Below are 25635 nucleotides of genomic sequence, written 5' to 3' on the forward strand. Positions count from 1 at the left end.
TGCCCACAAGGCCAGTCGCAAACTTCAGGCAACCGATTCTGGTAGCCTTTCCGCCCTGGAGCAAGCCATGCAAGACCTCGATCCCGTCGAAACCCAGGAATGGCTGGACGCCCTGGAATCGGTTCTCGACAAAGAAGGCGAAGACCGTGCGCATTACCTGATGACCCGTATGGGCGAACTCGCGACCCGCAGCGGCTCGCAACTGCCTTACGCCATCACCACGCCATACCGCAACACCATCCCCGTTACCCACGAAGCACGCATGCCTGGCGACCTGTTCATGGAACGCCGCATTCGCTCGCTGGTACGCTGGAACGCGATGGCGATGGTTATGCGCACGAACTTGAAAGATTCTGACCTGGGCGGTCACATCTCCAGCTTCGCTTCCAGCGCAACCCTGTATGACATCGGCTTCAACTACTTCTTCCAGGCCCCGACCGACGAACACGGCGGCGACCTGATCTACTTCCAGGGCCACACCTCGCCAGGCGTCTACGCCCGTGCGTTCATGGAAGGTCGCATCACCGAAGACCAGATGAACAACTTCCGCCAGGAAGTCGACGGTGGCGGCCTGTCGTCGTACCCGCACCCTTGGCTGATGCCTGACTTCTGGCAGTTCCCGACCGTTTCCATGGGTCTGGGCCCGATCCAGGCGATTTACCAGGCACGTTTCATGAAGTACCTGGAAGCCCGTGGCTTCATCCCCGAAGGCAAGCAGAAAGTCTGGTGCTTCCTGGGCGACGGCGAGTGTGACGAGCCGGAATCCCTGGGCGCCATCTCCCTGGCCGGCCGCGAGAAGCTGGACAACCTGATCTTCGTCATCAACTGCAACCTGCAGCGCCTCGACGGCCCGGTTCGCGGCAACGGCAAGATCATCCAGGAACTCGAAGGCGTGTTCCGCGGTGCCCAATGGAACGTGACCAAAGTCATCTGGGGTCGTTTCTGGGACCCACTGCTGGCCAAGGACGTCGACGGCATCCTGCAACGTCGCATGGACGAAGTCATCGACGGCGAGTACCAGAACTACAAGGCCAAAGACGGCGCGTTCGTACGTGAACACTTCTTCAACACGCCTGAACTCAAGGCGATGGTTGCTGACCTCTCCGACGACGAGATCTGGAAACTCAACCGTGGCGGCCACGACCCGTACAAGGTCTACGCGGCGTACCACGAAGCGGTCAACCACAAAGAACAACCTACCGTCATCCTGGCCAAGACCATCAAGGGTTATGGCACCGGTGCCGGCGAAGCGAAGAACACTGCGCACAACACCAAGAAAGTCGACGTCGACAGCCTGAAGTTGTTCCGTGACCGCTTCGACATCCCGGTCAAGGATGAAGAGCTGGAGAACCTGCCGTTCTTCAAGCCAGAGCCGAACAGCGCCGAAGCCCGCTACCTCAGCGAGCGTCGCACTGCCCTGGGTGGTTTCGTGCCACAGCGCCGCGCCCAGAGCTTCAGCGTACCGACACCGGACCTCAGCACCCTCAAAGCAATCCTTGATGGTTCGGGCGACCGTGAAATCTCCACCACCATGGCCTTCGTGCGGATCCTCGCGCAGCTGGTCAAGGACAAGGAAATCGGCCCGCGCATCGTCCCGATCATCCCGGACGAAGCCCGTACCTTCGGTATGGAAGGCATGTTCCGTCAGTTGGGCATCTACTCCTCCGTCGGCCAGCTCTACGAGCCAGTCGATAAAGACCAGGTGATGTTCTACAAGGAAGACAAGAAGGGCCAGATCCTCGAAGAAGGCATCAACGAAGCGGGCGCCATGAGCTCCTTCATCGCTGCCGGTACTTCGTACTCCAGCCACAACCAGCCAATGCTGCCGTTCTACATCTTCTACTCGATGTTCGGCTTCCAGCGTATTGGCGACCTGGCTTGGGCAGCAGGCGACAGCCGTACCCGTGGCTTCCTGATCGGCGGCACCGCCGGCCGTACCACGCTCAACGGCGAAGGCCTGCAACACGAAGACGGTCACAGCCACATCCTGGCTGCCACCATCCCGAACTGCCGCACCTTTGATCCAACCTACGGCTACGAGCTGGCGGTGATCATCCAGGACGGCATGAAGAAGATGACCGAAGAGCAGCAGGACGTTTTCTACTACATCACCGTGATGAACGAGTCCTACCAGCAACCTGCCATGCCGGCCGGTGTTGAAGAAGGCATCATCAAGGGCATGTACCTGCTCGAAGAAGACACCAAGGAAGCGGCACACCACGTACAGCTGATGGGCTCCGGCACCATCCTGCGCGAAGTGCGTGAAGCGGCGAAGATCTTGCGTGAAGAGTTCAACGTCGGCGCTGACGTGTGGAGCGTTACCAGCTTCAACGAACTGCGTCGCGACGGCCTGGCCGTGGAACGCAGCAACCGCCTGCACCCAGGCCAGAAGCCTGCGCTGAGCTACGTCGAAGAGTGCCTGGCTGGCCGTAAAGGTCCGGTTATCGCCTCTACCGACTACATGAAGCTGTTTGCTGAACAAATTCGCCAGTGGGTCCCGTCCAAGGAATTCAAAGTGCTGGGCACCGACGGTTTCGGCCGCAGTGACAGCCGCAAGAAGCTGCGTCACTTCTTCGAAGTCGATCGTCACTTCGTGGTGTTGGCAGCCCTGGAAGCCTTGGCTGACCGTGGAGAGATCGAACCCAAGGTGGTGGCTGACGCCATCGTCAAGTTCGGGATCAACCCGGAAAAACGCAACCCACTGGACTGCTGAGGAAACTATCTGTGAGCGAGCTCATTCGCGTACCTGACATCGGCAGCGGTGAAGGTGAAGTAATTGAACTGTTTGTGAAGGTCGGCGACACCGTCGAAGCCGACCAGAGCATCCTGACCCTGGAATCGGACAAGGCGAGCATGGAAATCCCTGCTCCCAAGGCCGGCGTGGTCAAGAGCCTGAAAGTGAAGCTGGGCGACCGCCTGAAAGAAGGCGACGAACTGCTGGAGCTGGAAATCGAAGGAGCCGCTGACGCGGCCCCGGCGGCGGCACCTGCTGCAGCTGCTGACCCTGCGCCGGCTGAAAAGCCCGCTGCTGCTGCCGAGGCCCCAGCGGCCCCGGCTGCTGCACCGGCAGCGGCCACCGTTCAGGACATTCACGTCCCGGACATCGGTTCGTCGGGCAAGGCCAAGATCATCGAGCTGCTGGTCAAGGTCGGCGACACCGTCGAAGCCGACCAGTCGCTGATCACCCTGGAGTCCGACAAGGCCTCCATGGAAATTCCTTCGCCGGCTGCCGGCGTGGTGGAAAGCATCGCGGTCAAGCTGGAAGACGAAGTCGGCACTGGTGACTTCATCCTCAAGCTGAAAGTCGCGGGCGGCGCAGTTCCTGCTGCTGCCCCTGCACCAGCCGCTGCTGCTCCGGCCGCCAAGGCTGAAGCTGCACCTGCCGCCGCCCCGGCTCCTGCGGCAAAAGCCGAGGCCGCCCCGGCCCCGGCTGCTGCCCCTGCGCCAAGTGGTGCCAAGGCTCATGCAGGCCCTGCCGTGCGTCAATTGGCCCGTGAATTCGGTGTCGAGTTGAGTGCTGTCAGCCCTACCGGCCCACACGGTCGCGTGCTCAAGGAAGACGTGCAGGTCTACGTCAAATCCATGATGCAAAAAGCCAAGGAAGCTCCGGCTGCCGGCGCTGCCACCGGTGGCTCGGGCATTCCGCCGATCCGCACCGTGGACTTCAGCCGCTTCGGTGAAATCGAAGAAGTGCCGATGACCCGCCTGATGCAAATCGGCGCAGCCGGTCTGCACGCCAGCTGGCTGAACATTCCGCACGTGACTCAGTTCGACCAGGCCGACATCACCGACCTGGAAGCTTTCCGCGTTGCGCAGAAAGCCGTGGCCGAGAAGGCCGGCGTGAAACTGACCGTACTGCCACTGCTGCTCAAGGCCTGTGCGCACCTGCTCAAGGAAATGCCGGACTTCAACAGTTCGCTGGCACCAAGCGGCAAAGCGATCATTCGCAAGAAGTACGTGCACATCGGCTTTGCGGTCGACACCCCGGATGGCCTGCTGGTACCGGTCATCAAGAACGTCGACCAGAAGAGCCTGCTGCAACTTGCTGGCGAAGCCGCGGCACTGGCTGCCAAGGCCCGCGACAAGAAGCTGACTCCGGACGACATGCAAGGCGCCTGCTTCACCATCTCCAGCCTCGGGCACATTGGCGGCACTGGCTTCACGCCAATCGTCAACGCGCCGGAAGTGGCGATCCTCGGTGTTTCCAAGGCCACTATCCAGCCTGTGTGGGACGGCAAGGCCTTCCAGCCGAAGCTGATGCTGCCACTGTCGCTGTCCTACGATCACCGTGTGATCAATGGCGCTGCCGCTGCACGCTTCACCCAGCGCCTGAGCCAGTTGCTGAACGATATCCGCACCATCCTGCTGTAACCCGCAGCAGCCTCCCCCTTCATCGGGGGAGGCTGGCTGCACGATTTCCGAGCGCCACGCTCGTACCTCAACCCCGCCAATTTGGCGGGGCTTTTTTTGCCCACCCAAATTGCCCATGCCCTTGTGTAGGAGCGAGCTTGCTCGCGAAGAACTCAAGGACGCCACACTCATTCAGGTCAGGCGCGTTATCGTTAACGATTTTCGCGAGCAAGCTCGCTCCTACAAAGGGCATGCAGGATAACCGTCCATCATTGCGACTGTAGAAAACCGCTGCGCGGCCGATAACCCACTTATAGCACTTAGCCTTCATCCTCTCTTGTCAGTCCGCGCTGCATGATGCAACCTTGCCGCAGACAGCAGTAAAGAGGGCGATAGCCCGGCGCGATGCGCATTTTTCCAAGCGAGTTCCCCCATGAAAAGCCAACCCGATGTCGCCCGAACGGCGGCCGAGGTCGTGACGCAATTACCGGTGCCTTCGCGCCTCGGTATGCTGCGTTTCGAACGGCTTAATGAGGCTAGCTGGGCGCTGCTGTACCTCGATCCCAATTGTGAACGCCAATTCGGCTTGCCCGCAGTAGAGCTGTGCTCGCTGCTCGGCGCCCCCTACGCCAGCCTGATGGAACCCCAGGCACGCTACCAGTTGCATGATGCGATCCAGCAGCAACTGACCGCCAGCCCCCATTACCTGGTGCGCTACACCCTGCACACCAACGACGGCCCGCTGAGCCTGCTGGAGGTGGGCGAGGCCTACAAGCAACACAATCGTCACTTGCTGCGCGGCTACCTGATGGTGGTGGACGGCTTGTTCAGCAACCTGGCACCGATGCCCGCCGCCGACCTGGAAGACCAGAACAGCCGCCTGCAGATCGCCCTGGAGCTCAACCAGCGCGCGCAACAGGAGCAGTTGCAACACCTGGAGCGGGTGCGCGCCCAGCAGGAACTGATCCTGCTGCTGGCCCGCCAGCGCTACAGCACCACCAACTCCCTGCAAGAAGCCGCCGAACTGATCACCCGCAGCGCCTGTGATATCTACCAGATCGACTGCGCCAGCATCTGGAACCTCGAAGGCCAGCAACTGGTGCCGATCTCTGCGTTCCATCGCGCCGACCAACAGCACCATATGCCGGCACCGATCGATGCCAGTGGCTTCCCGGACTACCTCGAAGCCCTGCACAGCAGCCGTGCCATCGATGCCAGCAATGCAATGCGCGACCCGCGCACCCGGGAAATGGTCGAAAGCCTGCGGCCCATGGACATCCATGCAATGCTCGACGCCAGTATCCGTGTCGATGGTCAGGTCGTGGGCGTGCTCTGCCTGGAGCAAAGCACTGGCACCCGGGATTGGCTGTCCGATGAGATCGCCTTTGCCGGCGAGCTGGCCGACCAGTTCGCCCAGGTCATCAACAACCACAATCGTCGCACCGCCACCAGTGCCCTGCACCTGTTCCAGCGCGCGGTTGAGCAAAGTGCCAATGCCTTCCTGCTGGTCAATTGCGACGGCGTGGTGGAATACGTCAACCCCAGCTTCACCGCGATCACCCAGTACAGCACCGAGGAAGTCCACGGCCATCGCCTGGCCCAGTTGCCGGCCCTGGAAAACCTCAGCGAACTGTTGTTCGACGCCCCTTCCAGCCTGGCCAAGAGCAACAGTTGGCAGGGCGAATTCAAGAGCCGGCGCAAAAACCTCGAGCCGTACTGGGGCCAGCTGTCGATTTCCAAGGTCTATGGCGACAACCGCGAACTGACCCACTACATCGGCATCTACGAAGACATCACCCAGACCAAGCTCGCCCAGCAGCGTATCGAGCGCCTGGCCTACACCGACAACCTGACCAACCTGGGCAACCGTCCGGCGTTTATCCGCAACCTCGATGAGCGCTTTGCCCGTGATAGCGACGCGCCCATCAGCCTGCTGCTGGTGGACATCGACAACTTCAAGCGGATCAATGACAGCCTCGGCCACCAGACCGGCGACAAGCTGCTGATCAGCCTGGCCCGGCGCCTGCGCAACAGCCTCAATGCCGGCGGCAGCCTGGCGCGCTTTGCCAGTAACGAATTTGCAGTGCTGCTGGATAACGCCGACCTTGAGGTCGGCCAGCAAATGGCTTCCCAACTGTTGATGACCCTCGACAAACCGATGTTCGTCGACAACCAGTTGATCAGTGTCACCGGCTCCGTGGGCCTGGCCTGCGCGCCGCTGCATGGCCGCGACCCGCAGACCTTGATGCGCAACGCCGGCCTGGCGCTGCACAAGGCCAAGGCCAACGGCAAGCACCAGGTACAGGTGTTTACCGAGGCGCTGAATGCCGAGGCCAGCTACAAACTGTTCGTCGAAAACAACCTGCGCCGCGCCCTGACCCAGAACGAGCTGGACGTGTTCTACCAGCCTAAGCTGTGCCTGCGCAGCGGTCGCTTGCTGGGCATGGAAGCGCTGCTGCGCTGGAACCACCCGGAAAAGGGCATGATCCGTCCGGACCAGTTCATCAGCGTCGCGGAAGAGACGGGGCTGATCATCCCCATCGGTAAATGGATCGCGCGCCAGGCCTGCCGCATGAGCAAGCAGTTGAGCGCCGCCGGCATGGGCAACCTGCAGGTGGCGATCAACCTGTCGCCCAAGCAGTTTTCCGACCCGGACCTGGTGGCCTCCATCGCCAGCATCCTCAAGGAAGAACAACTGCCGGCCAATCTGCTGGAGCTGGAGCTGACCGAAGGCCTGCTGCTGGAGGCCACCGAAGATACGCGCCTGCAACTGGACCAGTTGAAGAGCTTCGGCCTGACCCTGGCCATGGATGATTTCGGTACCGGTTACTCATCCCTGAGTTACCTGAAGAAATTTCCCATCGACATCATCAAAATCGACCGCAGCTTTATCCATGAAATCCCGGACAACCAGGACGACATGGAAATCACCTCGGCGGTGATCGCCATGGCGCACAACCTCAAGCTCAAGGTGGTCGCCGAAGGCATCGAGACCGCCGAGCAGTTGGCGTTCCTGCGCCGCCATCGATGCGACGTCGGCCAGGGCTACCTGTTCGACCGGCCAATCCCCGGCTCCGAGTTGCTGGACAAGCTCAAACGCTATCCGCGCGGGCCAATCGCCTGACAGCGCTGTAACACTCGGGCACACTGGTGGTCTGAACTGTTAACTCAACCTGACGAGAGGACTGATCATGGTCTTGCGCTCGGAAATCCTGGTGAATAAAAACGTGCTGCCAACTGCCGAACAAGCCCTGCCTGGTCGTGAAACCCCGATGAACCTGCCCGAGACACACTTCGTCAACGGCAACCCGCTGCTGGGCCCGTTCATGGATGATGTGGGCTTTGCAATCTTTGGCCTGGGGTGTTTCTGGGGTGCCGAACGCAAGTTCTGGCAGCGCGATGGTGTGGTCAGCACGGTAGTCGGCTACGCCGGCGGCTTCACGCCCAACCCGACCTATGAAGAAGTCTGCTCGGGCCTGACCGGCCATAGCGAAGTGGTGCTGGTGGTGTATGACCAGGCCAAACTCAAATACGAAGACCTGTTGAAGATGTTCTGGGAGCTGCACAACCCGACCCAGGGCATGCGCCAGGGCAATGATATTGGCAGCCAGTATCGCTCGGTGATCTACGCCACCACCCCTGAGCAACTGGACGCGGCCAAGGCCAGTGCACAGGCTTATCAGGAAGAACTGACCAAGGCCGGCCTGGGGGAAATTACCACTGAAATCGACCAGGCGCCGACGGTGTACTTCGCCGAGGCCTATCACCAGCAGTACCTGGCGAAGAATCCGCAGGGTTACTGCGGGATTGGCGGGACTGGCGTGACCTGCCCGATCTAAAAATGTGGGAGCGGGCTTGCTCGCGAATGCGGTGTGTCAGTCAGAGAATATGGCGACTGATACACCGCTTTCGCGAGCAAGCCCGCTCCCACATTTGTTCTGTGACCGACTTGATGCCGTTATTCGGCAATCAGCCAATCCATCTGCCACCCACCCTGGGTCTGTCCCAGTTTCTTCGACAGCCACGGCAGCAGCTCACGCAACTCCTCCTCAAGGCCCCACGGCGGGTTGGCAATCGCCAGGCCCGAGCCGGTCAGGGTGTTGGGGGTGTCCAGCGGATGCACCAGCAATTCCACGCGCAGCAGCTTTGGCGCACCGGTGCCAGCCAGGTCCTGATAGAAGCGGCGCAACATGCGCTGGTCCTTCACCGGGTACCAGATCGCGGCGACCGTCTGGCGCATGCGGCCCACGGCTTCCTTGAGGGAGGCGGCGCAGCGCTGCATCTCATCGAGTTTTTCGAAAGGCGGGTCGATCAACATCAAGGCACGCTTTTCCGGCACCGGCAGCAAGGCCCGTGGCACATGCCAACCTTCGCCCAGATGGACCTTCACGCGGCGGTCGCCCTTCATGTTGTCCTTGAGCAGCACGCCGTCTTCCGGGTGTTTTTCGTTGAGCAGCACGCGGTCTTGCGGCCGGGTCAGGCGCCGCGCCAGTTCTGGCGAACCTGGGTAATAGCGCAATTGGCCATCCGGGTTCATCTCGTGCAGCACCTGCATGTAGTCAGCGGTCAGCGCCGGCAGGTCCGCCTCGCCCCACAGGCGGGCGATGCCTTCCAGGTATTCACCGGTGCGGTTGGCCTGGTCGCCCTGCAGGTCGTACAGACCGATCCCGGCGTGGGTGTCGAGATAGGCAAACGGCTGCTCCTTGCGCGACATCAGGGCGATGAGGCGGGTCAAGGTCAGGTGTTTGAAGACATCGGCGTGGTTGCCGGCGTGAAAGGCGTGACGATAATTCATGGTTGCTCCTGCGCAGGGGGCGAAGTTTACCTTTTACGCGGGCAAAGGTGCAGGGCTGCATGCCAGGCGGTGCTTATGCCGCAAACGTAGGGGCAGCACCGAAAACGTTCTAGCCGCTTATGTTGGAGCGGGCTTGCCCGCGATGCAGGCTACGGGGTATTACCCATACGCTGCGGTGATGCTATCGCCGGCAAGCCAGCTCCCCCGTTATCCGGGCTGCCCATGCAATCCAAGGAGGTCAAACAGCACCATGAAAGACGCCACCCTCGCCCTGCACCACGGTTTCAAATCGGACCCGACCACCAAGGCCGTCGCCGTACCGATCTACCAGAACGTCGCTTTCGAGTTCGATAACGCCCAGCACGGCGCCGACCTGTTCAACCTCGACGTGCCGGGCAATATCTACACGCGGATCATGAACCCCACCAATGACGTGCTGGAACAGCGCATGGCGGCGCTGGAAGGCGGGATCGCGGCCCTGGCTGTGTCGGCAGGCAGCGCGGCAATCCACTATGCCATCCAGGCCCTGACCCGCGCCGGCGACAATATCGTCTCCACCCCCCAGTTGTACGGCGGCACTTACACCCTGTTCGCCCACCTGCTGCCCAGCTTCGGCGTCGACGTGCGCTTTGCCCGCGATGACTCGGCCCAAGCCATCGCCGAACTGATCGACGAAAACACCAAGCTGGTGTACTGCGAGAGTATCGGCAACCCGGCCGGCAATATCGTCGACCTGCAGGCCCTGGCCGACGCTGCCCACGCCCGCGGCGTACCGCTGATGGTGGATAACACCGTCGCCACGCCGATCCTGTGCAAGCCGATCCAGTTTGGCGCAGACATCGTCGTGCATTCCCTGACCAAATATGTCGGCGGTCATGGCAACTCCCTGGGCGGGGTGATTGTCGACAGCGGCACCTTCCCCTGGACCGACTACCCGCAGAAATTCCCTGGCCTCAACCAGCCGGAGCCGGCCTACCATGGCGTGGTCTACACCGAAAAGTTCGGCCCGGCGGCCTTTATTGCCCGGGCCCGCACCGTGCCGCTGCGCAACACCGGCGCCGCCCTGGCGCCGATGAACGCCTTCCTGCTGCTGCAGGGCCTGGAAACCCTGGCCCTGCGCATGGAGCGCCACACCGAGAACGCGCTGAAAGTCGCGCAGTTCCTGCAGGCCCACGAACAGGTGGAATGGGTCAGCTACGCCGGCCTGGCGGATCACCCGCACCATCATCTGGCGCAAAAGTACATGCAGGGCAAACCCTCGGCGATCCTCTCCTTTGGCCTCAAAGGCGGCTATGAAGCCGGGGTGCGCTTCTACGATGCGCTGCAAATCTTCAAGCGCCTGGTGAATATCGGCGATGCCAAATCCCTGGCCTGCCATCCGGCCTCCACCACTCACCGGCAGATGAATACACAAGAGCAAGCCAAGGCCGGTGTGCGTCCGGAGATGATCCGCCTGTCGGTAGGCATCGAGGCGATTGAAGACCTGCTCGATGACTTGCAGCAATCCCTGAACGCCTGATTCAACCCCGCTCGCCGGCCAGGTAGGCAACCAATGCCTGGTCCCCGGCGTAAGGCGGGCGCACAAAGTACGCGACCTTGTGCTTCAAGGTCGCGGGTGCGAAGGCGTCGTGCAGGTCGGGGTGTTCTTGGGCCAGCCATTGCAGCAGGTTGTCCACCAGGGTCACGCTGGACTGCTCGCCAAGCTGCTTGAGTAGGGTGGCCGGCACATTCCACCAGGGACTTTTCTTCGCCGCCCCCACCACCATGCCCGGCACGTGCTGAAGCTGCCCATTGATCCAGTAGCGTCGAAATACGGGAATCACCTCCCCCGCCCCAGGCCCCAGCGCTTGCAGGATCGGCAGCAGATAGCCGCCATCCCAGAAACGAAAGAACACCTCCTGCCCCTCGGGCAAGCGCACCTTGGTCAGGCTGGCGAGATGGTCAACCACCACCTGCAACGGGCTCGAGGAAACACCCAGCCAGCCCCAATCGCTAGCAGTACACCGCGCCACCCAATCGAGAAACCCACTGCTGTCGCTGACCAAGGCCACATAGGGCATCACCTCACCCCAGGCGCCGTACTCGCTGCCGGCCCACACCGGGCTCAGCGGCCCGCCATCCGCCTGGCGCCAGGCCGCGACCGGCTGGCATTCGCTGGTGCTGGCCAGGATGACAAACACCTGCTCGCCGTCCTGCAGCGGCTCCTGGGCCAGCCATTCACGTGGGGTCATCATCGCAAGCCTCCAACGCGACGCTGTGGGGTATCACAGACACCATTCTTGCAGCGCTCACATTCCTCGCAGAACGGCGCACTGCGCTTGAGGCTGAACACCTGCGCGGCACTCAACGCCGCCTGCAGGGTTTCCTGCACGCCCGGGCGCAACGCTGATGGCGCCACCGCCGCCGCCGGCGCACCACCCAGTTGGATCGGCGTGCTACTGAAAATCCCTGCCGCCGACAGGGTGATCCATTGCCCCCCTGCCTGCAGTGTCAGGCTGGCACCGCCATCGACCACCATTTGCTGGCCCGCGCCAAGGCTGATCTGCTCGCCCGCCTGCAGCGCATAACGTGCGACGTGCACCTGCTGCTGCCCCGCGATCACCAGATGATCGTCCTGCTTCAATTCCGTCAGCCGGTTGCCGTGGGTAATCCGCTGCTCCTGGCCGTGCAATTCGTGGTGCGACTCGCCGCGCACCTGCACATGGCGCTGGTGATCCACCTGCACGCGCAAATCATGGAGCACGTGCTGGGTCCAGTCGCGCTGGGCACGCAGGTAGATCTGCTCGGCGCCCTTGCGGTCTTCGATGCGCAGCTCGTTATAGCCGCCACCTCCCGGGCTGCTCTGGCTGCGGAAGATGCTGCGGGTCTTGTCCGCGGGCAAGTCGAGGGGCACCGGCGTCGCGCCGTTGGCCAGGCAACCCACCACCAGCGGCATGTCGATATCACCGTTGACGAAGCCCACCAGCACTTCCATGCCCACCCGCGGGATCGTCACGCTGCCGTAATGCTCATGGGCCCAGGCGCTGGCGACCCGCAGCCAGCAACTGGAATGTTCGCCGGATTGCCCGTGGCGATCCCAGGCCAGTTGCACCTTGACCCGGCCGAACTCGTCGCAATGGATTTCGCTGTCCGCGGGCCCCGTGACCACGGCGTTCTGATATCCGGCAAGCGGGGCCCTGGCCTCAGGCAGCGGCGGGCGAAACGGCACGTCCCAGGGCGTGGCGAAAAACTCGTTGCGGTAACCCTGCTCGTCCACCACGCCCACGGATTCCTCCAGCACTTGCGGCTGCCTGCCCTGATGGATCACCCGCGTCACCAGCCACAGGCCATTCCATTGCTGACGCGGATGATCGGCCAGCTTGAGGAACTGCCCGCTGACCAACGCCGCCTGGTCGCCCTCACCCCGGGCCTGGCGCTGATCGCTGCGGTAACGCTCCAACGCCCGCTGCGCCAGATGCTTGCCCTGCCCACGGTCGGTGAAATGCCCGGGATAGCCCTGGGCCTCCAGCGTTGGCAGTTGCTCGCCCAGGGCGGCGCTTTCCAGCACCAGGCGTGGCTTGCGAAAGTCATAGTCGCGCAGGTTGACCCCAGTGGTCCGCGCCTCCAGGCGCACGTTGAAACGCTTGATCACCGGCACCGCCGCAACCATCCCTGAGCCCGGTGCATAGCCTGTCGGCTGATCCGCCTGGGCAAACACCGTCTGGTCATCACCGAACACCAGCAGGTGGCCCTCCGGCGAATGCTGAAAGTGATAGTGAATCCCCAGTTCGGCACACAGGCGCTGGATAAACGCCAGATCGGTCTCACCGAACTGCACGCAGTATTCACGTTCGGGGTAGTCCGTACCCAGGCGCCATTCAAAGGCATCGCGCTGGATGCCCTGCCCTTCAAGCACCAGGCTGACGATCTGCGGCACCGTCTTGTGCTGGAAAATACGTTGGTGGGCACTGTGTTGCAGGTACGCCAGTTGCGGTACCAGGCTCACTTGATAGCGGGTCAGGCGCCGCCCCGAGTCACCTTGCGCAACGCCCTGGATTTGCCCGTGAATGCCATGGCCCAGCGTATCAAAGGCGAGAAAGGCCTGGCGGTGCAGCAGGTCTTCCAGATCCAGGTCCGGCTGTTCGCTGACCAGTTCAATATCAAAACAATAGGGCTGGCTGATCGCCTCCTCGCCCTTGAATGCCAGGACCTTGAGATCACTGGACCGGCCGTCGACGGTCAGGCTAAACGCACTTTGATTGGCAGGAGCGAACATCCGGTGTTTCTCTGCAAGTGGAGGGCCTGGGATTCTGCACCAGCCATTTGCCGAGCGGCGTACGCTGCAAGCAATTCAGTTAATCCCTACAGCCTAAAGGACTGATTCTGCATATCTGAGGCATCCCCGGCTGAAACGGTCCCATCCGCCGTTTTTTGTAAGACACCGGAAGAGATTGAGTAGCCCATTTCCCAAAGCAGCAAAAGCCCCGCAAATTCAGGCGCTACACGCACGACAGGCGCACCGCCAATCCTTAAATTGCTGCGCCATCTGCCTTCAAAAAGGACTGCTTGCATGGCGCGCCATCACCCTGCTTTCAACCGCCCCGATACCAACAAAAATTGCTGAGACATTGCCCATGACTCAGCCCTATGGATTTATCAATGACCGACCACAAAGCACAGCGCAACTCAAGGCCAGTTTAGGCTTGAGCAAGCAAGCCGGCATCAAGTTCGATGCGCTCAACACCCACATTCGTAATGTCATGGTGCTACCGGGACAACTGGTGATTATCGGCAACGACACCAGCATGGCATGCACCCTGGAAGAAGCCCGGCTGGCGCAAGCGGCCTGGAACATTCGTCATAGCCTGATGACCGAAGGCGGCGATGCTTTTGCCTTGCACAACTATGACCTGCTGCAAAAACTGCTGGGCTACGCTTCGCTGGGGATAGGCACGACGGGGGATGCCTGGGGCCGCCATCTGCAAGGCATTGGCAAAACCCTTGAAGACATTGATGCCCTGCACAAACAGTCCCTGCGCCAGGGCGGGGGCACGGTACGCGATGATTTCCTGGCTCGACGCCAAGCCTTGTTCGCCAAACTGGAGTCGCAGATGCGCGGGCTCGCCCGATATGGCACGGGTTTACGTAATGAGGGCTCGATCAAGAAAATGCTGGGAATATCCACAAGGAGTTATTTGCACACCGGGGAAATCAGCCGGTATGCCGAGACCGTTGCTCGGATTTCAAAGACCGCGAAACTGCTGAAGAATGGCACGCCGCTGGGGATTGCGTTGAGTACGACTTCGACGGCGTTGGAAATTAAGGAGGCGTGTTCTACTGGTAGAGAAGAGCGGTGCAGGAAATCTAAATATGTGGAAGTTAGCAGACTAGCCCTGGGCGTTACCGGGGGAGTTCTTGGCGGTTTTGCCGGAACAACACTTTGCTTCGCCATACTAGGCCCCACGACCGGTCCGCTTTCACTAAGCTGTCTATTGGTCCTTGGTGGAGCAGCAGGTGCGGCTGGAGGGAGTGCAGGAGGATATTTCGGAGAGGCCGCTGGAGAGATTCTGTATGAGTATTGACTACTTTCTGAGCCTCCCATTGAGATCGATTGTTGTGGTGGGTTCGTCACTCTCACTACTTGCAGCCCTAGGTGTCGGATTTTTCCTGGCCTACCGAAAACTGGAGATTATGGAAAGCCATCTAAGCAAGTGTCGATTTATTGCGTTCCACAGTAACTATTGGGGGACCTCTCCACGAGAACGAATGGCCAGGTTAGCTTCAGTTTATGTAGCTATCGCCCTACCCAAGCTAAACGCCAGGCGAGGCATTATCGATTTACCGCAGGTACAAGCATTTCCTCGCCGCTTCAAACTCGCACTTCACGGGATGAATTTGATCGGCGTAGCCGGAGCGATAGGTGTAATGACCGTTTACTTCAGTGATCAACTGAACATGTGAAACCCAGGTCAGAGCAAACACGCGAAACAAAAAAGGCCCGACATCCAGGGATGCGGGCCTTTTTCAGTTCAGCGGGCCATCAAGGCCTGGATGAACGCCTCATTTGTTGAGGTTGTAGTCTTTCTCGGCAGCGGTGAAGCGCTCGACCATACCGGCAGTCGGGGCACCCATCTTGCTCACGAAGTAGATCGCCAGGCTGGCGAAGATAAAGCCTGGGATGATTTCGTACAGACCCAGCAACTCAAAGTGTTTCCACACGATCACGGTGATCGCGCCGACCAGGATACCGGCCAGTGCGCCGTTACGGGTCATGCCTTTCCACAGTACCGAGATCAGGACCACAGGACCGAACGCGGCGCCGAAGCCGGCCCAGGCGTAGCTCACCAGGCCCAGTACACGGTTTTCCGGGTTAGCGGCCATCGCGATAGCGATCAGCGCAACCACCAGCACCATGATGCGACCTACCCATACCAATTCAAGCTGGGAAGCGCCCTTGCGCAGGAAAGCCTTGTAGAAGTCTTCGGTCAGGGCACTGGAGCACACCAGCAACTGGCAGCTCAGGGTGCTCATCACGGCAGCCAGGATGGCCGACAGCAGCACACCAGCGATCCATGGGTTGAAGAGCAGCTTGGCCAGTTCGATGAACACACGCTCAGGGTTTTCGGTCACAGGACCTGCAACTTCAGGGTGTGCCGAGAAGTAGGCAATACCGAAGAAGCCTACAGCCACGGTACCGGCCAGGCACAGGATCATCCAGGTCATGGAGATACGACGTGCATTGGCAATCGACTTGACCGAATCCGCCGCCATGAAACGCGCGAGGATGTGCGGCTGGCCGAAGTAGCCCAGGCCCCAGCCCATCAGCGAGATGATGCCGATGAAGGTGGTGTTTTTCAGCATGTCGAAGTTGGTTGGATCGTTCGCTTCAATAGCCAGGAACGTGGTATCGACGCCGCCGGTGGCCAGCAGCACGATGATTGGCGTGAGGATCAAGGCGAAGATCATCAGCGTGGCTTGTACGGTATCTGTCCAGCTTACTGCCAGGAAACCACCGATGAAGGTGTAGGCAATCGTCGCCGCAGCACCGGCCCACAGCGCCGTCCCGTAGGACATGCCGAAGGTGCTTTCGAACAGACGGGCACCCGCAACAATGCCGGACGCACAGTAGATGGTGAAGAACACCAGGATCACTACTGCCGAGATAATCCGCAGCAGGCCGCTTTTGTCTTCAAAGCGGCTGGAGAAGTAATCCGGCAGGGTCAGGGCGTCGCCGTTGTGTTCGGTCTGCACGCGCAGGCGACCGGCCACAAACAACCAGTTCAGGTAAGCACCGACGATCAGGCCGATGGCGATCCAGCTTTCCGACAGGCCCGACATGTAGATGGCACCTGGCAGGCCCATCAACAACCAGCCGCTCATATCCGAGGCGCCAGCCGAGAGTGCGGTGACGACGCTGCCGAGGCTGCGACCACCGAGGATGTAATCGGAAAGGTTATTGGTGGAGCGATAGGCCATCAGACCAATCAACACCATTGCCGCGATGTAGATCACAAATGTGATCAGGGTTGGATTACTTACGCTCATTGAGTTACGCCCTGGCTTTGTTTTTATGTAGCGGCGGTCTGTCAGCCCACCTACAAGAGAGTAGCTTGTAGACGAAACTGCATGCCGCGCATTTATGACTGACGTTTCCCCAGGAAAGCCATCAGCCGATGAACCGAACCTTGCAGTTGGTTGCACCTTGGGCGCGAATGCTATTCAACAAAGCAAATAAGGTGCAACCAGTTTCGTGAGAATAAGTTGCACCCAGGGATGATTTTCGGCAAACGGCGGGTTTTTGCTCCTTTTCGGAGCAAGAACAGCCAAATCCAGAAGTAAATGCACCAATACCAAGCCGATTCCGTCGAGTGAAAATGAATTCTGACGAGCAGCGCGGATTTCGTGAAGAAAATGGGTTGCACCCGGTTGCACCTCGTACTGCGCAAAGCTAATCTTGCCGCCAGCTGATGCCACGCAGTAGTGGCACCCATGAGGATAAAAATATGGCTACGACCACCCTTGGGGTCAAACTCGATGACCCGACCCGCGAACGCCTGAAGGCCGCCGCGACCTCCATTGATCGCACGCCGCACTGGCTGATCAAGCAGGCAATTTTCAATTACCTGGAGAAACTCGAGGGTGGTGCAACCCTGACCGAGCTCAACGGTTCGGGCATCAAGGACGCAGACGACGCCGGTGAGGTGCAGAACGACCACGCCCACCAGTGCTTCCTCGAATTTGCCGAGAGCATCCTGCCGCAATCGGTGCTACGCGCCTCGATCACTGCTGCTTACCGTCGCCCCGAGCCGGAAGTGGTACCGATGCTGATCGAGCAGGCACGCCTGCCGGCCCAGATGGCCGAAGCCACCAACAAGCTGGCCGCCTCGATTGCCGAAAAACTGCGCAACCAGAAGAGCGCCGGCGGCCGTGCCGGTATCGTCCAGGGCCTGTTGCAGGAATTCTCCCTGTCGTCCCAGGAAGGCGTGGCACTGATGTGCCTGGCCGAAGCCCTGCTGCGTATCCCCGACAAGGGCACCCGTGACGCACTGATCCGCGACAAGATCAGCACCGGCAACTGGCATCCGCACCTGGGCAACAGCCCGTCGCTGTTCGTCAACGCGGCCACCTGGGGTCTGCTGCTGACCGGCAAACTGGTCGCCACCCATAACGAGGCTGGCCTGACCTCATCCCTGAGCCGCATCATCGGCAAGAGCGGCGAGCCGATGATCCGCAAGGGCGTCGACATGGCCATGCGCCTGATGGGCGAGCAGTTCGTCACCGGCGAAACCATCGCCGAAGCCCTGGCCAACGCCAGCAAGTTCGAAGCCAAGGGCTTCCGCTATTCCTACGACATGCTCGGTGAAGCCGCACTTACCGAACACGACGCCCAGAAATACCTGGCCTCGTACGAACAAGCTATTCACTCCATCGGCAAAGCCTCCCATGGCCGTGGGATTTATGAAGGCCCGGGCATTTCCATCAAGCTGTCGGCCCTGCACCCTCGCTACAGCCGCGCCCAGTACGAGCGCGTGATGGAGGAGCTGTACCCGCGCCTGCTGTCTTTGACCCTGCTGGCCAAGCAATACGACATCGGCCTGAACATCGATGCCGAAGAAGCCGACCGCCTGGAACTGTCCCTGGACCTGCTCGAGCGCCTGTGCTTCGAGCCGCAACTGACCGGCTGGAACGGCATCGGTTTCGTGATCCAGGCGTACCAGAAGCGCTGCCCGTACGTGATCGACTACGTGATCGACCTGGCGCGCCGCAGCCGTCACCGCCTGATGATCCGCCTGGTAAAAGGCGCGTACTGGGACAGCGAAATCAAGCGCGCCCAGGTCGAAGGCCTGGAAGGCTACCCGGTCTACACCCGCAAGGTGTACACCGACGTTTCCTACATTGCCTGCGCACGCAAACTGCTGTCGGTACCGGAAGTCATCTACCCGCAGTTCGCCACGCACAACGCCCACACCTTATCGGCCATCTACCATATTGCCGGCCAGAACTATTACCCCGGCCAGTACGAGTTCCAGTGCCTGCACGGCATGGGTGAACCGCTGTACGAACAGGTTGTAGGCAAGGTCTCCGAAGGCAAGCTGAACCGTCCGTGCCGCGTGTACGCTCCGGTCGGTACCCACGAAACACTGCTGGCCTACCTGGTGCGTCGCCTGCTGGAAAACGGCGCCAACACTTCGTTCGTCAACCGTATCGCCGACCAATCCATCTCGATCCAGGAGCTGGTGGCCGATCCAGTGGCCAGCATCGAGCAGATGGCGACGCTGGAAGGCGGCTTCGGCCTGCCGCACCCGCGTATCCCGCTGCCGCGTGACCTGTATGGCAGCGAGCGTGCCAACTCGGCCGGTATCGACCTGGCCAACGAACACCGCCTGGCGTCGCTGTCCTGCGCCTTGCTGGCCACCGCGCACAACAACTGGAAAGCCGCGCCGATGCTCGGTTGCGCCTCCAGCAATGAACCCGCTGCGCCGGTGCTGAACCCCTCCGACCTGCGTGATGTGGTCGGCCATGTCCAGGAAGCCACCGTCGAAGACGTCGACAATGCGATCCAGTGCGCCCTCAATGCCGCTCCGATCTGGCAGGCCACCCCACCGGCCGAACGCGCCGCGATCCTGGAACGTGCCGCGGACTTGATGGAAGGCGAGATCCAGCCACTGATGGGCCTGCTGGCCCGTGAAGCCGGCAAGACCTTCGCCAACGCCATCGCCGAAGTGCGTGAAGCCGTGGACTTCCTGCGTTACTACGCCGTGCAGGCGCGTAACGACTTCACCAACGACGCCCACCGCCCACTGGGCCCAGTGGTGTGCATCAGCCCGTGGAACTTCCCGCTGGCAATCTTCAGCGGCCAAGTCGCCGCCGCACTGGCCGCCGGTAACCCGGTCCTGGCCAAGCCGGCCGAACAAACCCCGCTGGTCGCCGCGCAAGCCGTGCGTCTGCTACTGGAAGCCGGTATTCCGCAAGGCGTGCTGCAACTGCTGCCGGGCCAGGGCGAAAGCGTGGGTGCCCGCCTGGTGGGTGATGATCGCGTCAAAGGCGTGATGTTCACCGGCTCCACTGAAGTGGCGCGCCTGCTGCAGCGTAACGTCGCCGGTCGCCTGGATGCCCAGGGTCGCCCGATCCCGCTGATCGCCGAAACCGGTGGCCAGAACGCGATGATCGTCGACTCCTCGGCCCTGACCGAGCAAGTGGTGATCGACGTTGTCTCCTCGGCCTTCGACAGTGCCGGCCAGCGTTGCTCGGCCCTGCGTGTACTGTGCCTGCAGGAAGATTCGGCAGACCGCGTCATCGAAATGCTCAAGGGCGCCATGGCGGAATGCCGCCTGGGGAACCCGGAGCGCCTGTCCGTGGATATCGGCCCGGTGATCGACGCCGAAGCCAAGGCTGGTATCGAGAAACACATCCAGGCCATGCGTGACAAAGGCCGCACCGTGTACCAGGTGGCGATTGCCGACAGCGAAGAAATCAAGCGCGGCACCTTCGTGATGCCAACCCTGATCGAGCTGGAAAGCTTCGACGAGCTGCAACGGGAGATCTTCGGCCCGGTACTGCACGTGGTGCGCTACAAGCGCAAGGAAATCGACCAGTTGATCGGCCAGATCAATGCCTCGGGCTACGGCCTGACGCTGGGCGTGCACACCCGTATCGACGAGACCATCGCCAAGGTGATCGACAACGTCCATGCCGGTAACGTGTACGTCAACCGCAACATCGTCGGTGCCGTGGTCGGCGTGCAGCCATTCGGCGGCGAAGGCTTGTCGGGCACCGGTCCGAAGGCCGGTGGCCCGCTGTACCTGTACCGCCTGCTGTCGACCCGTCCTACCGATGCGATCGAGCAATCCTTCGTACGCGGTGATGCACTGGCTGCGCCGGATGTGCGCCTGCGTGACGCCATGAGCCAACCGTTGACCGCCCTGAAAACCTGGGCCGAAAGCAATAAGTTCAGCGACCTGGCCGTGCTGTGCAGCCAGTTTGCCGCGCAATCGCAAAGCGGTGTTACACGCCTGCTGGCCGGCCCGACTGGCGAACGCAACAGCTACGCCATCCTGCCCCGCGAGCACGTACTGTGCCTGGCAGACCTGGAAGGCGATCTGCTGGCGCAACTGACAGCCGTACTGGCGGTGGGTAGCTCGGCGGTGTGGCCGGAATCTGACCTGACCAAGGCGCTGTTCCCACGGCTGCCGAAGGAAGTTCAGGCGAAGATCCAGCGCGTGGCCGACTGGACCAAGGACGAAGTGATCTTCGATGCGGTCCTGCACCATGGCGATTCCGACCAACTGCGCGGGGTGTGCCAGCAAGTGGCCCAGCGCAGCGGCGCGATTGTCGGGGTCAACGGCTTGTCTTCGGGCGAAACCAACATTGCGCTGGAGCGCCTGGTGATCGAGCGCGCGTTGAGCGTCAACACCGCTGCGGCTGGCGGTAATGCGAGCTTGATGACGATCGGCTGATCAATGCCAAAGTGGGGCACCTGCAATGGGTGCCCCACTGCATCAAGGCTGCCTACACCGGATAACTGTTGGAGCTGGCTTGCCTGCGATGGCGCAGTGTCAGCCAAGCAAATAATGCCTGGCCCACCGCCATCGCAGGCAAGCCAGCTCCCACATTGACCGCGGCATACCTTTACGCTGTGTTTTGCTGCTCCATCACCCAGATCAATCTTGCTATCGCGCCTCTATTCGCGCACTTAGACTGCGGCCTATTCCCACATAGGTAAGCCGCCATGTCCGAGACGCTCCTCAGTTCCCGCAATCTGGCTTTCGAGCTGTATGAAGTCCTCGATGCCGAGGGCCTGACCCAGCGCGAGCGGTTTGCCGAACACAATCGCGAAACCTTCGACGCTGCGATTGGCACTGCGCGCAGCATCGCCGAAAAGTACTTCGCACCGCACAACCGCAAGGGCGACGAGAACGAACCGCGCTACGAAGACGGTCAGGCGATCCTGATCCCGGAAGTGAAACCTGCCGTCGATGCCTTTCTCGAAGCGGGCTTTCTCAATGCTGCCCGCAGTTTCGAAGCCGGTGGCATGCAACTGCCGACCCTGCTGTCCCAAGCGTGTTTTGCGCACTTTCAGTCAGCCAATGCGGCCTCTACTTCCTACCCGTTCCTGACCATGGGCGCGGCCAATCTGATCGAGAGTTTTGGCACCGAGGAGCAGAAGCAACGCTTTCTGCAACCGATGATCGAAGGCCGGTTCTTTGGCACCATGGCCCTGACCGAACCCCATGCCGGTTCGTCGCTGTCGGATATCCGCACCCGCGCCGAGCCGGCGGCGGATGGCACGTACCGGCTCAAGGGCAACAAGATCTTTATCTCCGGCGGCGATCATCCGCTGTCGGAAAACATCGTACATATGGTCTTGGCCAAACTGCCGGACGCACCGGCCGGGGTGAAGGGCATTTCGCTGTTTATCGTGCCCAAGTTCCTGGTCAACGATGACGGCAGCCTGGGCCCGCGCAACGATGTGTTGCTGGCCGGGTTGTTCCACAAGATGGGCTGGCGCGGCACCACCTCCACGGCGTTGAACTTCGGCGATAACGGCGAGTGTGTCGGCTATCTGGTGGGCAAGCCACACCAGGGCCTGGCTTGCATGTTCCAGATGATGAACGAGGCGCGGATTGGCGTCGGCATGGGCGCGGTGATGCTGGGCTACGCCGGTTACCTGTACTCCCTGGAGTACGCCCGGGAACGCCCGCAAGGTCGCCTGCCCGACAGCAAGGACCCGAACACCGCACCGGTGTCGATCATCCAGCACGCCGATATCAAGCGCATGCTGCTCACGCAAAAAGCCTATGTGGAAGGTGCCTTCGACCTGGGCCTGTACGCGGCACGGTTGTTCGATGACACCACCACCCTGGACAGTGAGGCCGGACGCAAGCAGGCCCATGAGTTACTCGACCTGCTGACCCCGATCGTCAAGTCCTGGCCCTCGGAGTTCTGCCTGAAGGCCAATGAACTGGCGATCCAGATCCTCGGCGGCCACGGCTACACCCGTGAATACCCGGTAGAGCAGTACTACCGCGACAACCGCCTGAACCCGATCCACGAGGGTACCCACGGCATCCAGTCCCTGGACCTGCTGGGGCGCAAGCTCGCGCAAAACGGCGGCGCGGGTTTGAAGCAGTTGGTTCGCTTGATCGCCGAGACCGGCGCACGGGCCCAGGAATACCCGTCACTCACGGCCATGCGCGAGCCGCTGGAACAGTTGGTGGCGAGCCTGCAAAGCGTGACCCTGGGGCTGTTGACGGATCTCGCCCAGGGCAAGGTCAACAGCAGCCTGGCGAACTCGGCGCTGTACCTGAAAGTATTTGGGCATACGGTGATTGGCTGGCGCTGGCTGGAACAGGCGATCCGCGCCGAAGAAGGCTTGGCCAAAGGCAATGCAGCGGATGTGGCCTTCTATAAGGGCAAGCTGCAAGCGGCCCGGTACTTCCTGACCTGGGAGGTACCGGGCTGCCATCATGAACTGTCGATCCTGCAGGCACGGGACGATACGTGCCTGACCATGCAGGATGAATGGTTCTGATCAGGGCTGGCCGATGGCCTTGGAAATCACATCGACCGTGGCGCTGACTTGCTCTTGGTAACGGTCGAGTTCCTGCTGGTGACGCTGCTGCATGTCGATCTGTTCGGCACATAGATTCAGCGCCGCCAGCACCAGCAGTTTGTCGCCGATCAGGGTCGGGTACTTCTGCTTGGTGGTGGCCAATGACGCCTTGAGCATGGTCACGGCTTTGAGCAGGGTGTTGTCTTCCCCGTCCGGTGCCTTGATCGAGTAATCCTCACCGAGAATCGAAACGACCTTTATCCCTTCACTCATGCGCTCACAGGACCTGCGCTCACACGCTCAACCAACGCCTGGATACGGGCGGCGGTGGCGCCCTGCTTTTCTTCCTGTTCCATCAGGTTCAGTTGCAGGCTGTCGTTCTCATCCTTGGCGCGGGCCAGTTCCGCCTTGAGGGATTCGTTGGTGCCCAGCAATGCTTGATTCTGCTGCACCAGGTCACTGACCAGTTGTTCCAGTTGGCTGAGGGATGTTTCTAACATTTTGAATTCTCGGGCTTTTTCAAAGGGCGGTGACGATAAAGAAAATTCACCGTGGAAGCCAGGGTTATCCTGGCGCGCAGCCCTGATTTCACGGGTCAGGCCACGCTGTGGAGCCTTAGTGACTGCATTTACGCCATCTGGTTCCTGAATCCCTGCCAATCCGTGCCAGGTGCGACAAAAACGCACAGCCCCTCAAGACTTTGGTCGCATGTCCGATAGGTCATGCTTACCCCGCCTCAAAGCCGCACGGATCGCGCCTCTCCCAGGACCACTCATGTCTCTTCGTAAAATGAATATCGCGCCGCGCGCGTTTCTCGGCTTCGCGTGCATTGGTGCGCTGATGTTGTTTCTCGGTATTTTTGCGCTGAACCAGATGAGCAAGATCCGTGGGGCCGCCGAAGACATCACCCAGAGCAGCGTGCCGAGCATTCGCGCCCTCGAGGACTTTACCCAACTGACCCTGCGCCTGCGCGTGCTGTCTTATCGCCTGCTGACCAACCGCGAGCCAGACGTACAACAGAAGACCCTGGAAGCCTTTGAACTGCGCAACCAGCAGATTCGTACGGCCCAGGTCACTTATGAAAAGCTGATCGAAAGCCGTGAGGAACGCTCGGCCTACGACGAGTACGTACGCCTGCTGGGCCAGTACCACCAGATTGAAGAGCGGATGAAGAGCCTGTCGCGCAGCAACCAGATAGAAGAACTGCGCACCCTGCTCAACACGCAATTGCTGAGCAACTCCGAGCAGATCAACGCAGCCCTCACGCGCCTGCTGGACCTCAACAACAGCATGGCCAATGCCACCAACCAAAAGGCTGCCGATCAATATGACTCGGCCTTTGACCTGGTGGTGGCCCTGCTGGTGCTGGCCACCGCACTGACCGTGCTGTTTGCCTGGCTGCTGACCCGCAGCATCACCCTACCCATCGCCCAAGCCCTGGACGCCGCCGAGCACATTGCCGAGGGCAACCTGACCCAGTCGATCAAGGTCGATGGCGATGACGAAGCCGGCCGCCTGTTGCGCGCAATGAATAAAATGCAGGAGAAATTGCGCGACACCCTGCAGCGCATTTCTGGTTCGGCCACCCAACTGGCCTCCGCTGCCGAAGAGCTGAACGCCGTCACCGACGAAAGCGCCCGTGGCCTGACCCAGCAGAACAACGAGATCGAACAGGCGGCCACCGCCGTCAACGAGATGACCAGCGCCGTTGAAGAAGTCGCGCGCAATGCGGTCAGCACCTCCGAAGCCTCGAAAAACGCCACGGCCTCGGCGGGTGATGGTCGCGACCTGGTGCAGGAAACCGTCAGCGCCATCGAGCGCATGAGCGGCGATGTGCAGGGCACCGCCACGCTGATCGGCGCGCTGGCCGAAGAGTCGCGGGATATCGGCAAGGTGCTCGACGTGATTCGCGGCCTGGCCGACCAGACCAACCTGCTGGCCCTGAACGCTGCCATCGAGGCCGCGCGTGCCGGGGAAGCCGGGCGTGGTTTTGCGGTAGTGGCCGATGAAGTGCGGGCCCTGGCCCATCGCACCCAGCAATCGACCAGTGAGATCGAACGGATGATCGGCAGTATCCAGGCCGGTACCGAACAGGCGGTGGACTCGATGCGCAACAGCACCGAGCGCGCCGAGTCCACACTCAATATCGCCAAAGGCGCAGGGATGTCCCTGGATACCATCAATAGCGCGATCATCGAGATCAACGAGCGCAACCTGGTGATCGCCAGCGCCGCCGAAGAGCAGGCGCAAGTCGCGCGGGAAGTGGACCGCAACCTGGTGAACATCCGCGACTTGTCGGTGCAATCGGCCACGGGCGCCAGCCAGACCAGTGCGGCCAGCAGCGAGTTGTCGCGCCTGGCGGTGGATTTGAATGGGATGGTGGGGCGTTTCCGCCTCTGAAATACAGTCACCCCCTGTAGGAGCTGGCTTGCCTGCGATGGCAGCGCAGCGTTGAGCC

At 61.1% G+C, this 25635-nt stretch carries 17 protein-coding genes; 10 read left to right on the forward strand and 7 right to left on the reverse strand.

Annotated elements, in window-relative coordinates; translation table 11 throughout:
- Window positions 1-67 precede the first annotated feature (67 nt).
- From aceE to msrA, 4 genes are all read left to right on the forward strand, one after another.
- The gene (gene aceE, locus BHC62_RS24715) at window positions 68-2713 is read left to right on the forward strand and encodes a pyruvate dehydrogenase (acetyl-transferring), homodimeric type (protein ID WP_029299202.1); all 2646 of its coding nucleotides are present in this window, start codon (window positions 68-70) and stop codon (window positions 2711-2713) included.
- An 11-nt stretch (window positions 2714-2724) separates the two neighbouring features.
- Complete coding sequence (gene aceF / locus BHC62_RS24720) at window positions 2725-4371, forward strand: dihydrolipoyllysine-residue acetyltransferase (protein WP_070996493.1); 1647 nt, start codon at window positions 2725-2727, stop codon at window positions 4369-4371.
- Between the two features lie 412 nt (window positions 4372-4783).
- Complete coding sequence (locus tag BHC62_RS24725; RefSeq protein WP_029299205.1) at window positions 4784-7474, forward strand: bifunctional diguanylate cyclase/phosphodiesterase; 2691 nt, start codon at window positions 4784-4786, stop codon at window positions 7472-7474.
- Window positions 7475-7541: 67 nt separating this feature from the next.
- On the forward strand, window positions 7542-8189 hold the full coding sequence (msrA, locus tag BHC62_RS24730; RefSeq protein WP_029299207.1) for a peptide-methionine (S)-S-oxide reductase MsrA: 648 nt from the start codon (window positions 7542-7544) through the stop codon (window positions 8187-8189).
- Between the two features lie 119 nt (window positions 8190-8308).
- Here the strand turns inward: msrA and BHC62_RS24735 are convergent, their stop codons facing one another.
- A complete protein-coding gene (locus BHC62_RS24735) occupies window positions 8309-9145 on the reverse strand; it encodes a 23S rRNA (adenine(2030)-N(6))-methyltransferase RlmJ (protein WP_070996495.1) in 837 nt (278 codons plus the stop codon).
- A 250-nt stretch (window positions 9146-9395) separates the two neighbouring features.
- Here BHC62_RS24735 and BHC62_RS24740 point away from each other — a divergent pair, with 250 nt between their 5' ends.
- Complete coding sequence (locus BHC62_RS24740; RefSeq protein WP_029299210.1) at window positions 9396-10664, forward strand: O-acetylhomoserine aminocarboxypropyltransferase/cysteine synthase family protein; 1269 nt, start codon at window positions 9396-9398, stop codon at window positions 10662-10664.
- A 1-nt stretch (window position 10665) separates the two neighbouring features.
- Here the strand turns inward: BHC62_RS24740 and BHC62_RS24745 are convergent, their stop codons facing one another.
- A complete protein-coding gene (locus tag BHC62_RS24745) occupies window positions 10666-11379 on the reverse strand; it encodes a DUF4123 domain-containing protein (protein WP_070996497.1) in 714 nt (237 codons plus the stop codon).
- Window positions 11376-13400 carry a type VI secretion system tip protein VgrG gene (locus BHC62_RS24750; RefSeq protein ID WP_070996499.1) on the reverse strand — a complete coding sequence of 675 codons (2025 nt, stop codon included), beginning with the start codon at window positions 13398-13400 and terminating at the stop codon, window positions 11376-11378. The genes BHC62_RS24745 and BHC62_RS24750 overlap by 4 nt, the downstream gene beginning before the upstream one ends.
- A gap of 358 nt (window positions 13401-13758) precedes the next feature.
- Between BHC62_RS24750 and BHC62_RS24755 the strand changes: the two genes are divergently transcribed.
- Window positions 13759-14706: a hypothetical protein gene (locus BHC62_RS24755; RefSeq protein ID WP_070996500.1), complete on the forward strand. Its 948-nt coding sequence runs from the start codon at window positions 13759-13761 to the stop codon at window positions 14704-14706.
- On the forward strand, window positions 14696-15085 hold the full coding sequence (locus BHC62_RS24760; RefSeq protein ID WP_070996502.1) for a hypothetical protein: 390 nt from the start codon (window positions 14696-14698) through the stop codon (window positions 15083-15085). The genes BHC62_RS24755 and BHC62_RS24760 overlap by 11 nt, the downstream gene beginning before the upstream one ends.
- A gap of 99 nt (window positions 15086-15184) precedes the next feature.
- On the opposite strand, the gene putP is transcribed toward BHC62_RS24760, so the two are convergent.
- Both putP and BHC62_RS27590 read right to left on the reverse strand, forming a co-directional pair.
- Window positions 15185-16669: a sodium/proline symporter PutP gene (putP, locus tag BHC62_RS24765; RefSeq protein ID WP_029299217.1), complete on the reverse strand. Its 1485-nt coding sequence runs from the start codon at window positions 16667-16669 to the stop codon at window positions 15185-15187.
- A gap of 174 nt (window positions 16670-16843) precedes the next feature.
- Window positions 16844-17098: a hypothetical protein gene (locus tag BHC62_RS27590; protein WP_071610064.1), complete on the reverse strand. Its 255-nt coding sequence runs from the start codon at window positions 17096-17098 to the stop codon at window positions 16844-16846.
- Window positions 17099-17127: 29 nt separating this feature from the next.
- Here BHC62_RS27590 and putA point away from each other — a divergent pair, with 29 nt between their 5' ends.
- Together putA and BHC62_RS24775 are read left to right on the forward strand one after the other, a co-directional pair.
- Window positions 17128-21081, forward strand: coding sequence for a trifunctional transcriptional regulator/proline dehydrogenase/L-glutamate gamma-semialdehyde dehydrogenase (gene putA / locus BHC62_RS24770; protein WP_070996504.1), 3954 nt, complete (start codon window positions 17128-17130; stop codon window positions 21079-21081).
- Window positions 21082-21353: 272 nt separating this feature from the next.
- The gene (locus BHC62_RS24775) at window positions 21354-23156 is read left to right on the forward strand and encodes an acyl-CoA dehydrogenase (RefSeq protein WP_029299221.1); all 1803 of its coding nucleotides are present in this window, start codon (window positions 21354-21356) and stop codon (window positions 23154-23156) included.
- Here the strand turns inward: BHC62_RS24775 and BHC62_RS24780 are convergent, their stop codons facing one another.
- Window positions 23157-23450, reverse strand: a complete 294-nt coding sequence (locus BHC62_RS24780; RefSeq protein ID WP_029299223.1) for a cell division protein ZapA — start codon at window positions 23448-23450, stop codon at window positions 23157-23159. It lies immediately after the preceding gene.
- Complete coding sequence (locus BHC62_RS24785; protein WP_029299225.1) at window positions 23447-23677, reverse strand: hypothetical protein; 231 nt, start codon at window positions 23675-23677, stop codon at window positions 23447-23449. The genes BHC62_RS24780 and BHC62_RS24785 overlap by 4 nt, the downstream gene beginning before the upstream one ends.
- 274 nt (window positions 23678-23951) lie before the next feature.
- On the opposite strand from BHC62_RS24785, the gene BHC62_RS24790 reads away from it, so the two are divergent.
- Window positions 23952-25577: a methyl-accepting chemotaxis protein gene (locus BHC62_RS24790; protein ID WP_070996506.1), complete on the forward strand. Its 1626-nt coding sequence runs from the start codon at window positions 23952-23954 to the stop codon at window positions 25575-25577.
- Window positions 25578-25635 lie beyond the last annotated feature (58 nt).

The organism is Pseudomonas sp. 06C 126 (genome assembly GCF_001855215.1).
Classification (GTDB): domain Bacteria; phylum Pseudomonadota; class Gammaproteobacteria; order Pseudomonadales; family Pseudomonadaceae; genus Aquipseudomonas; species Aquipseudomonas proteolytica.

Excerpts from the sequence above, each read along its gene's own strand:
- aceE (WP_029299202.1), top strand. The coding sequence starts at position 68 with ATGCAAGACCTCGATCCCGTCGAAACCCAGGAATGGCTGGACGCCCTG.
- BHC62_RS24725 (WP_029299205.1), top strand. The coding sequence starts at position 4,784 with ATGAAAAGCCAACCCGATGTCGCCCGAACGGCGGCCGAGGTCGTGACG.
- msrA (WP_029299207.1), top strand. The coding sequence starts at position 7,542 with ATGGTCTTGCGCTCGGAAATCCTGGTGAATAAAAACGTGCTGCCAACT.
- BHC62_RS24735 (WP_070996495.1), bottom strand. The coding sequence starts at position 9,145 with ATGAATTATCGTCACGCCTTTCACGCCGGCAACCACGCCGATGTCTTC.
- BHC62_RS24740 (WP_029299210.1), top strand. The coding sequence starts at position 9,396 with ATGAAAGACGCCACCCTCGCCCTGCACCACGGTTTCAAATCGGACCCG.
- BHC62_RS24745 (WP_070996497.1), bottom strand. The coding sequence starts at position 11,379 with ATGATGACCCCACGTGAATGGCTGGCCCAGGAGCCGCTGCAGGACGGC.
- BHC62_RS24750 (WP_070996499.1), bottom strand. The coding sequence starts at position 13,400 with ATGTTCGCTCCTGCCAATCAAAGTGCGTTTAGCCTGACCGTCGACGGC.
- BHC62_RS24755 (WP_070996500.1), top strand. The coding sequence starts at position 13,759 with ATGACTCAGCCCTATGGATTTATCAATGACCGACCACAAAGCACAGCG.
- BHC62_RS24760 (WP_070996502.1), top strand. The coding sequence starts at position 14,696 with ATGAGTATTGACTACTTTCTGAGCCTCCCATTGAGATCGATTGTTGTG.
- putP (WP_029299217.1), bottom strand. The coding sequence starts at position 16,669 with ATGAGCGTAAGTAATCCAACCCTGATCACATTTGTGATCTACATCGCG.
- putA (WP_070996504.1), top strand. The coding sequence starts at position 17,128 with ATGGCTACGACCACCCTTGGGGTCAAACTCGATGACCCGACCCGCGAA.
- BHC62_RS24775 (WP_029299221.1), top strand. The coding sequence starts at position 21,354 with ATGTCCGAGACGCTCCTCAGTTCCCGCAATCTGGCTTTCGAGCTGTAT.
- BHC62_RS24780 (WP_029299223.1), bottom strand. The coding sequence starts at position 23,450 with ATGAGTGAAGGGATAAAGGTCGTTTCGATTCTCGGTGAGGATTACTCG.
- BHC62_RS24785 (WP_029299225.1), bottom strand. The coding sequence starts at position 23,677 with ATGTTAGAAACATCCCTCAGCCAACTGGAACAACTGGTCAGTGACCTG.
- BHC62_RS24790 (WP_070996506.1), top strand. The coding sequence starts at position 23,952 with ATGTCTCTTCGTAAAATGAATATCGCGCCGCGCGCGTTTCTCGGCTTC.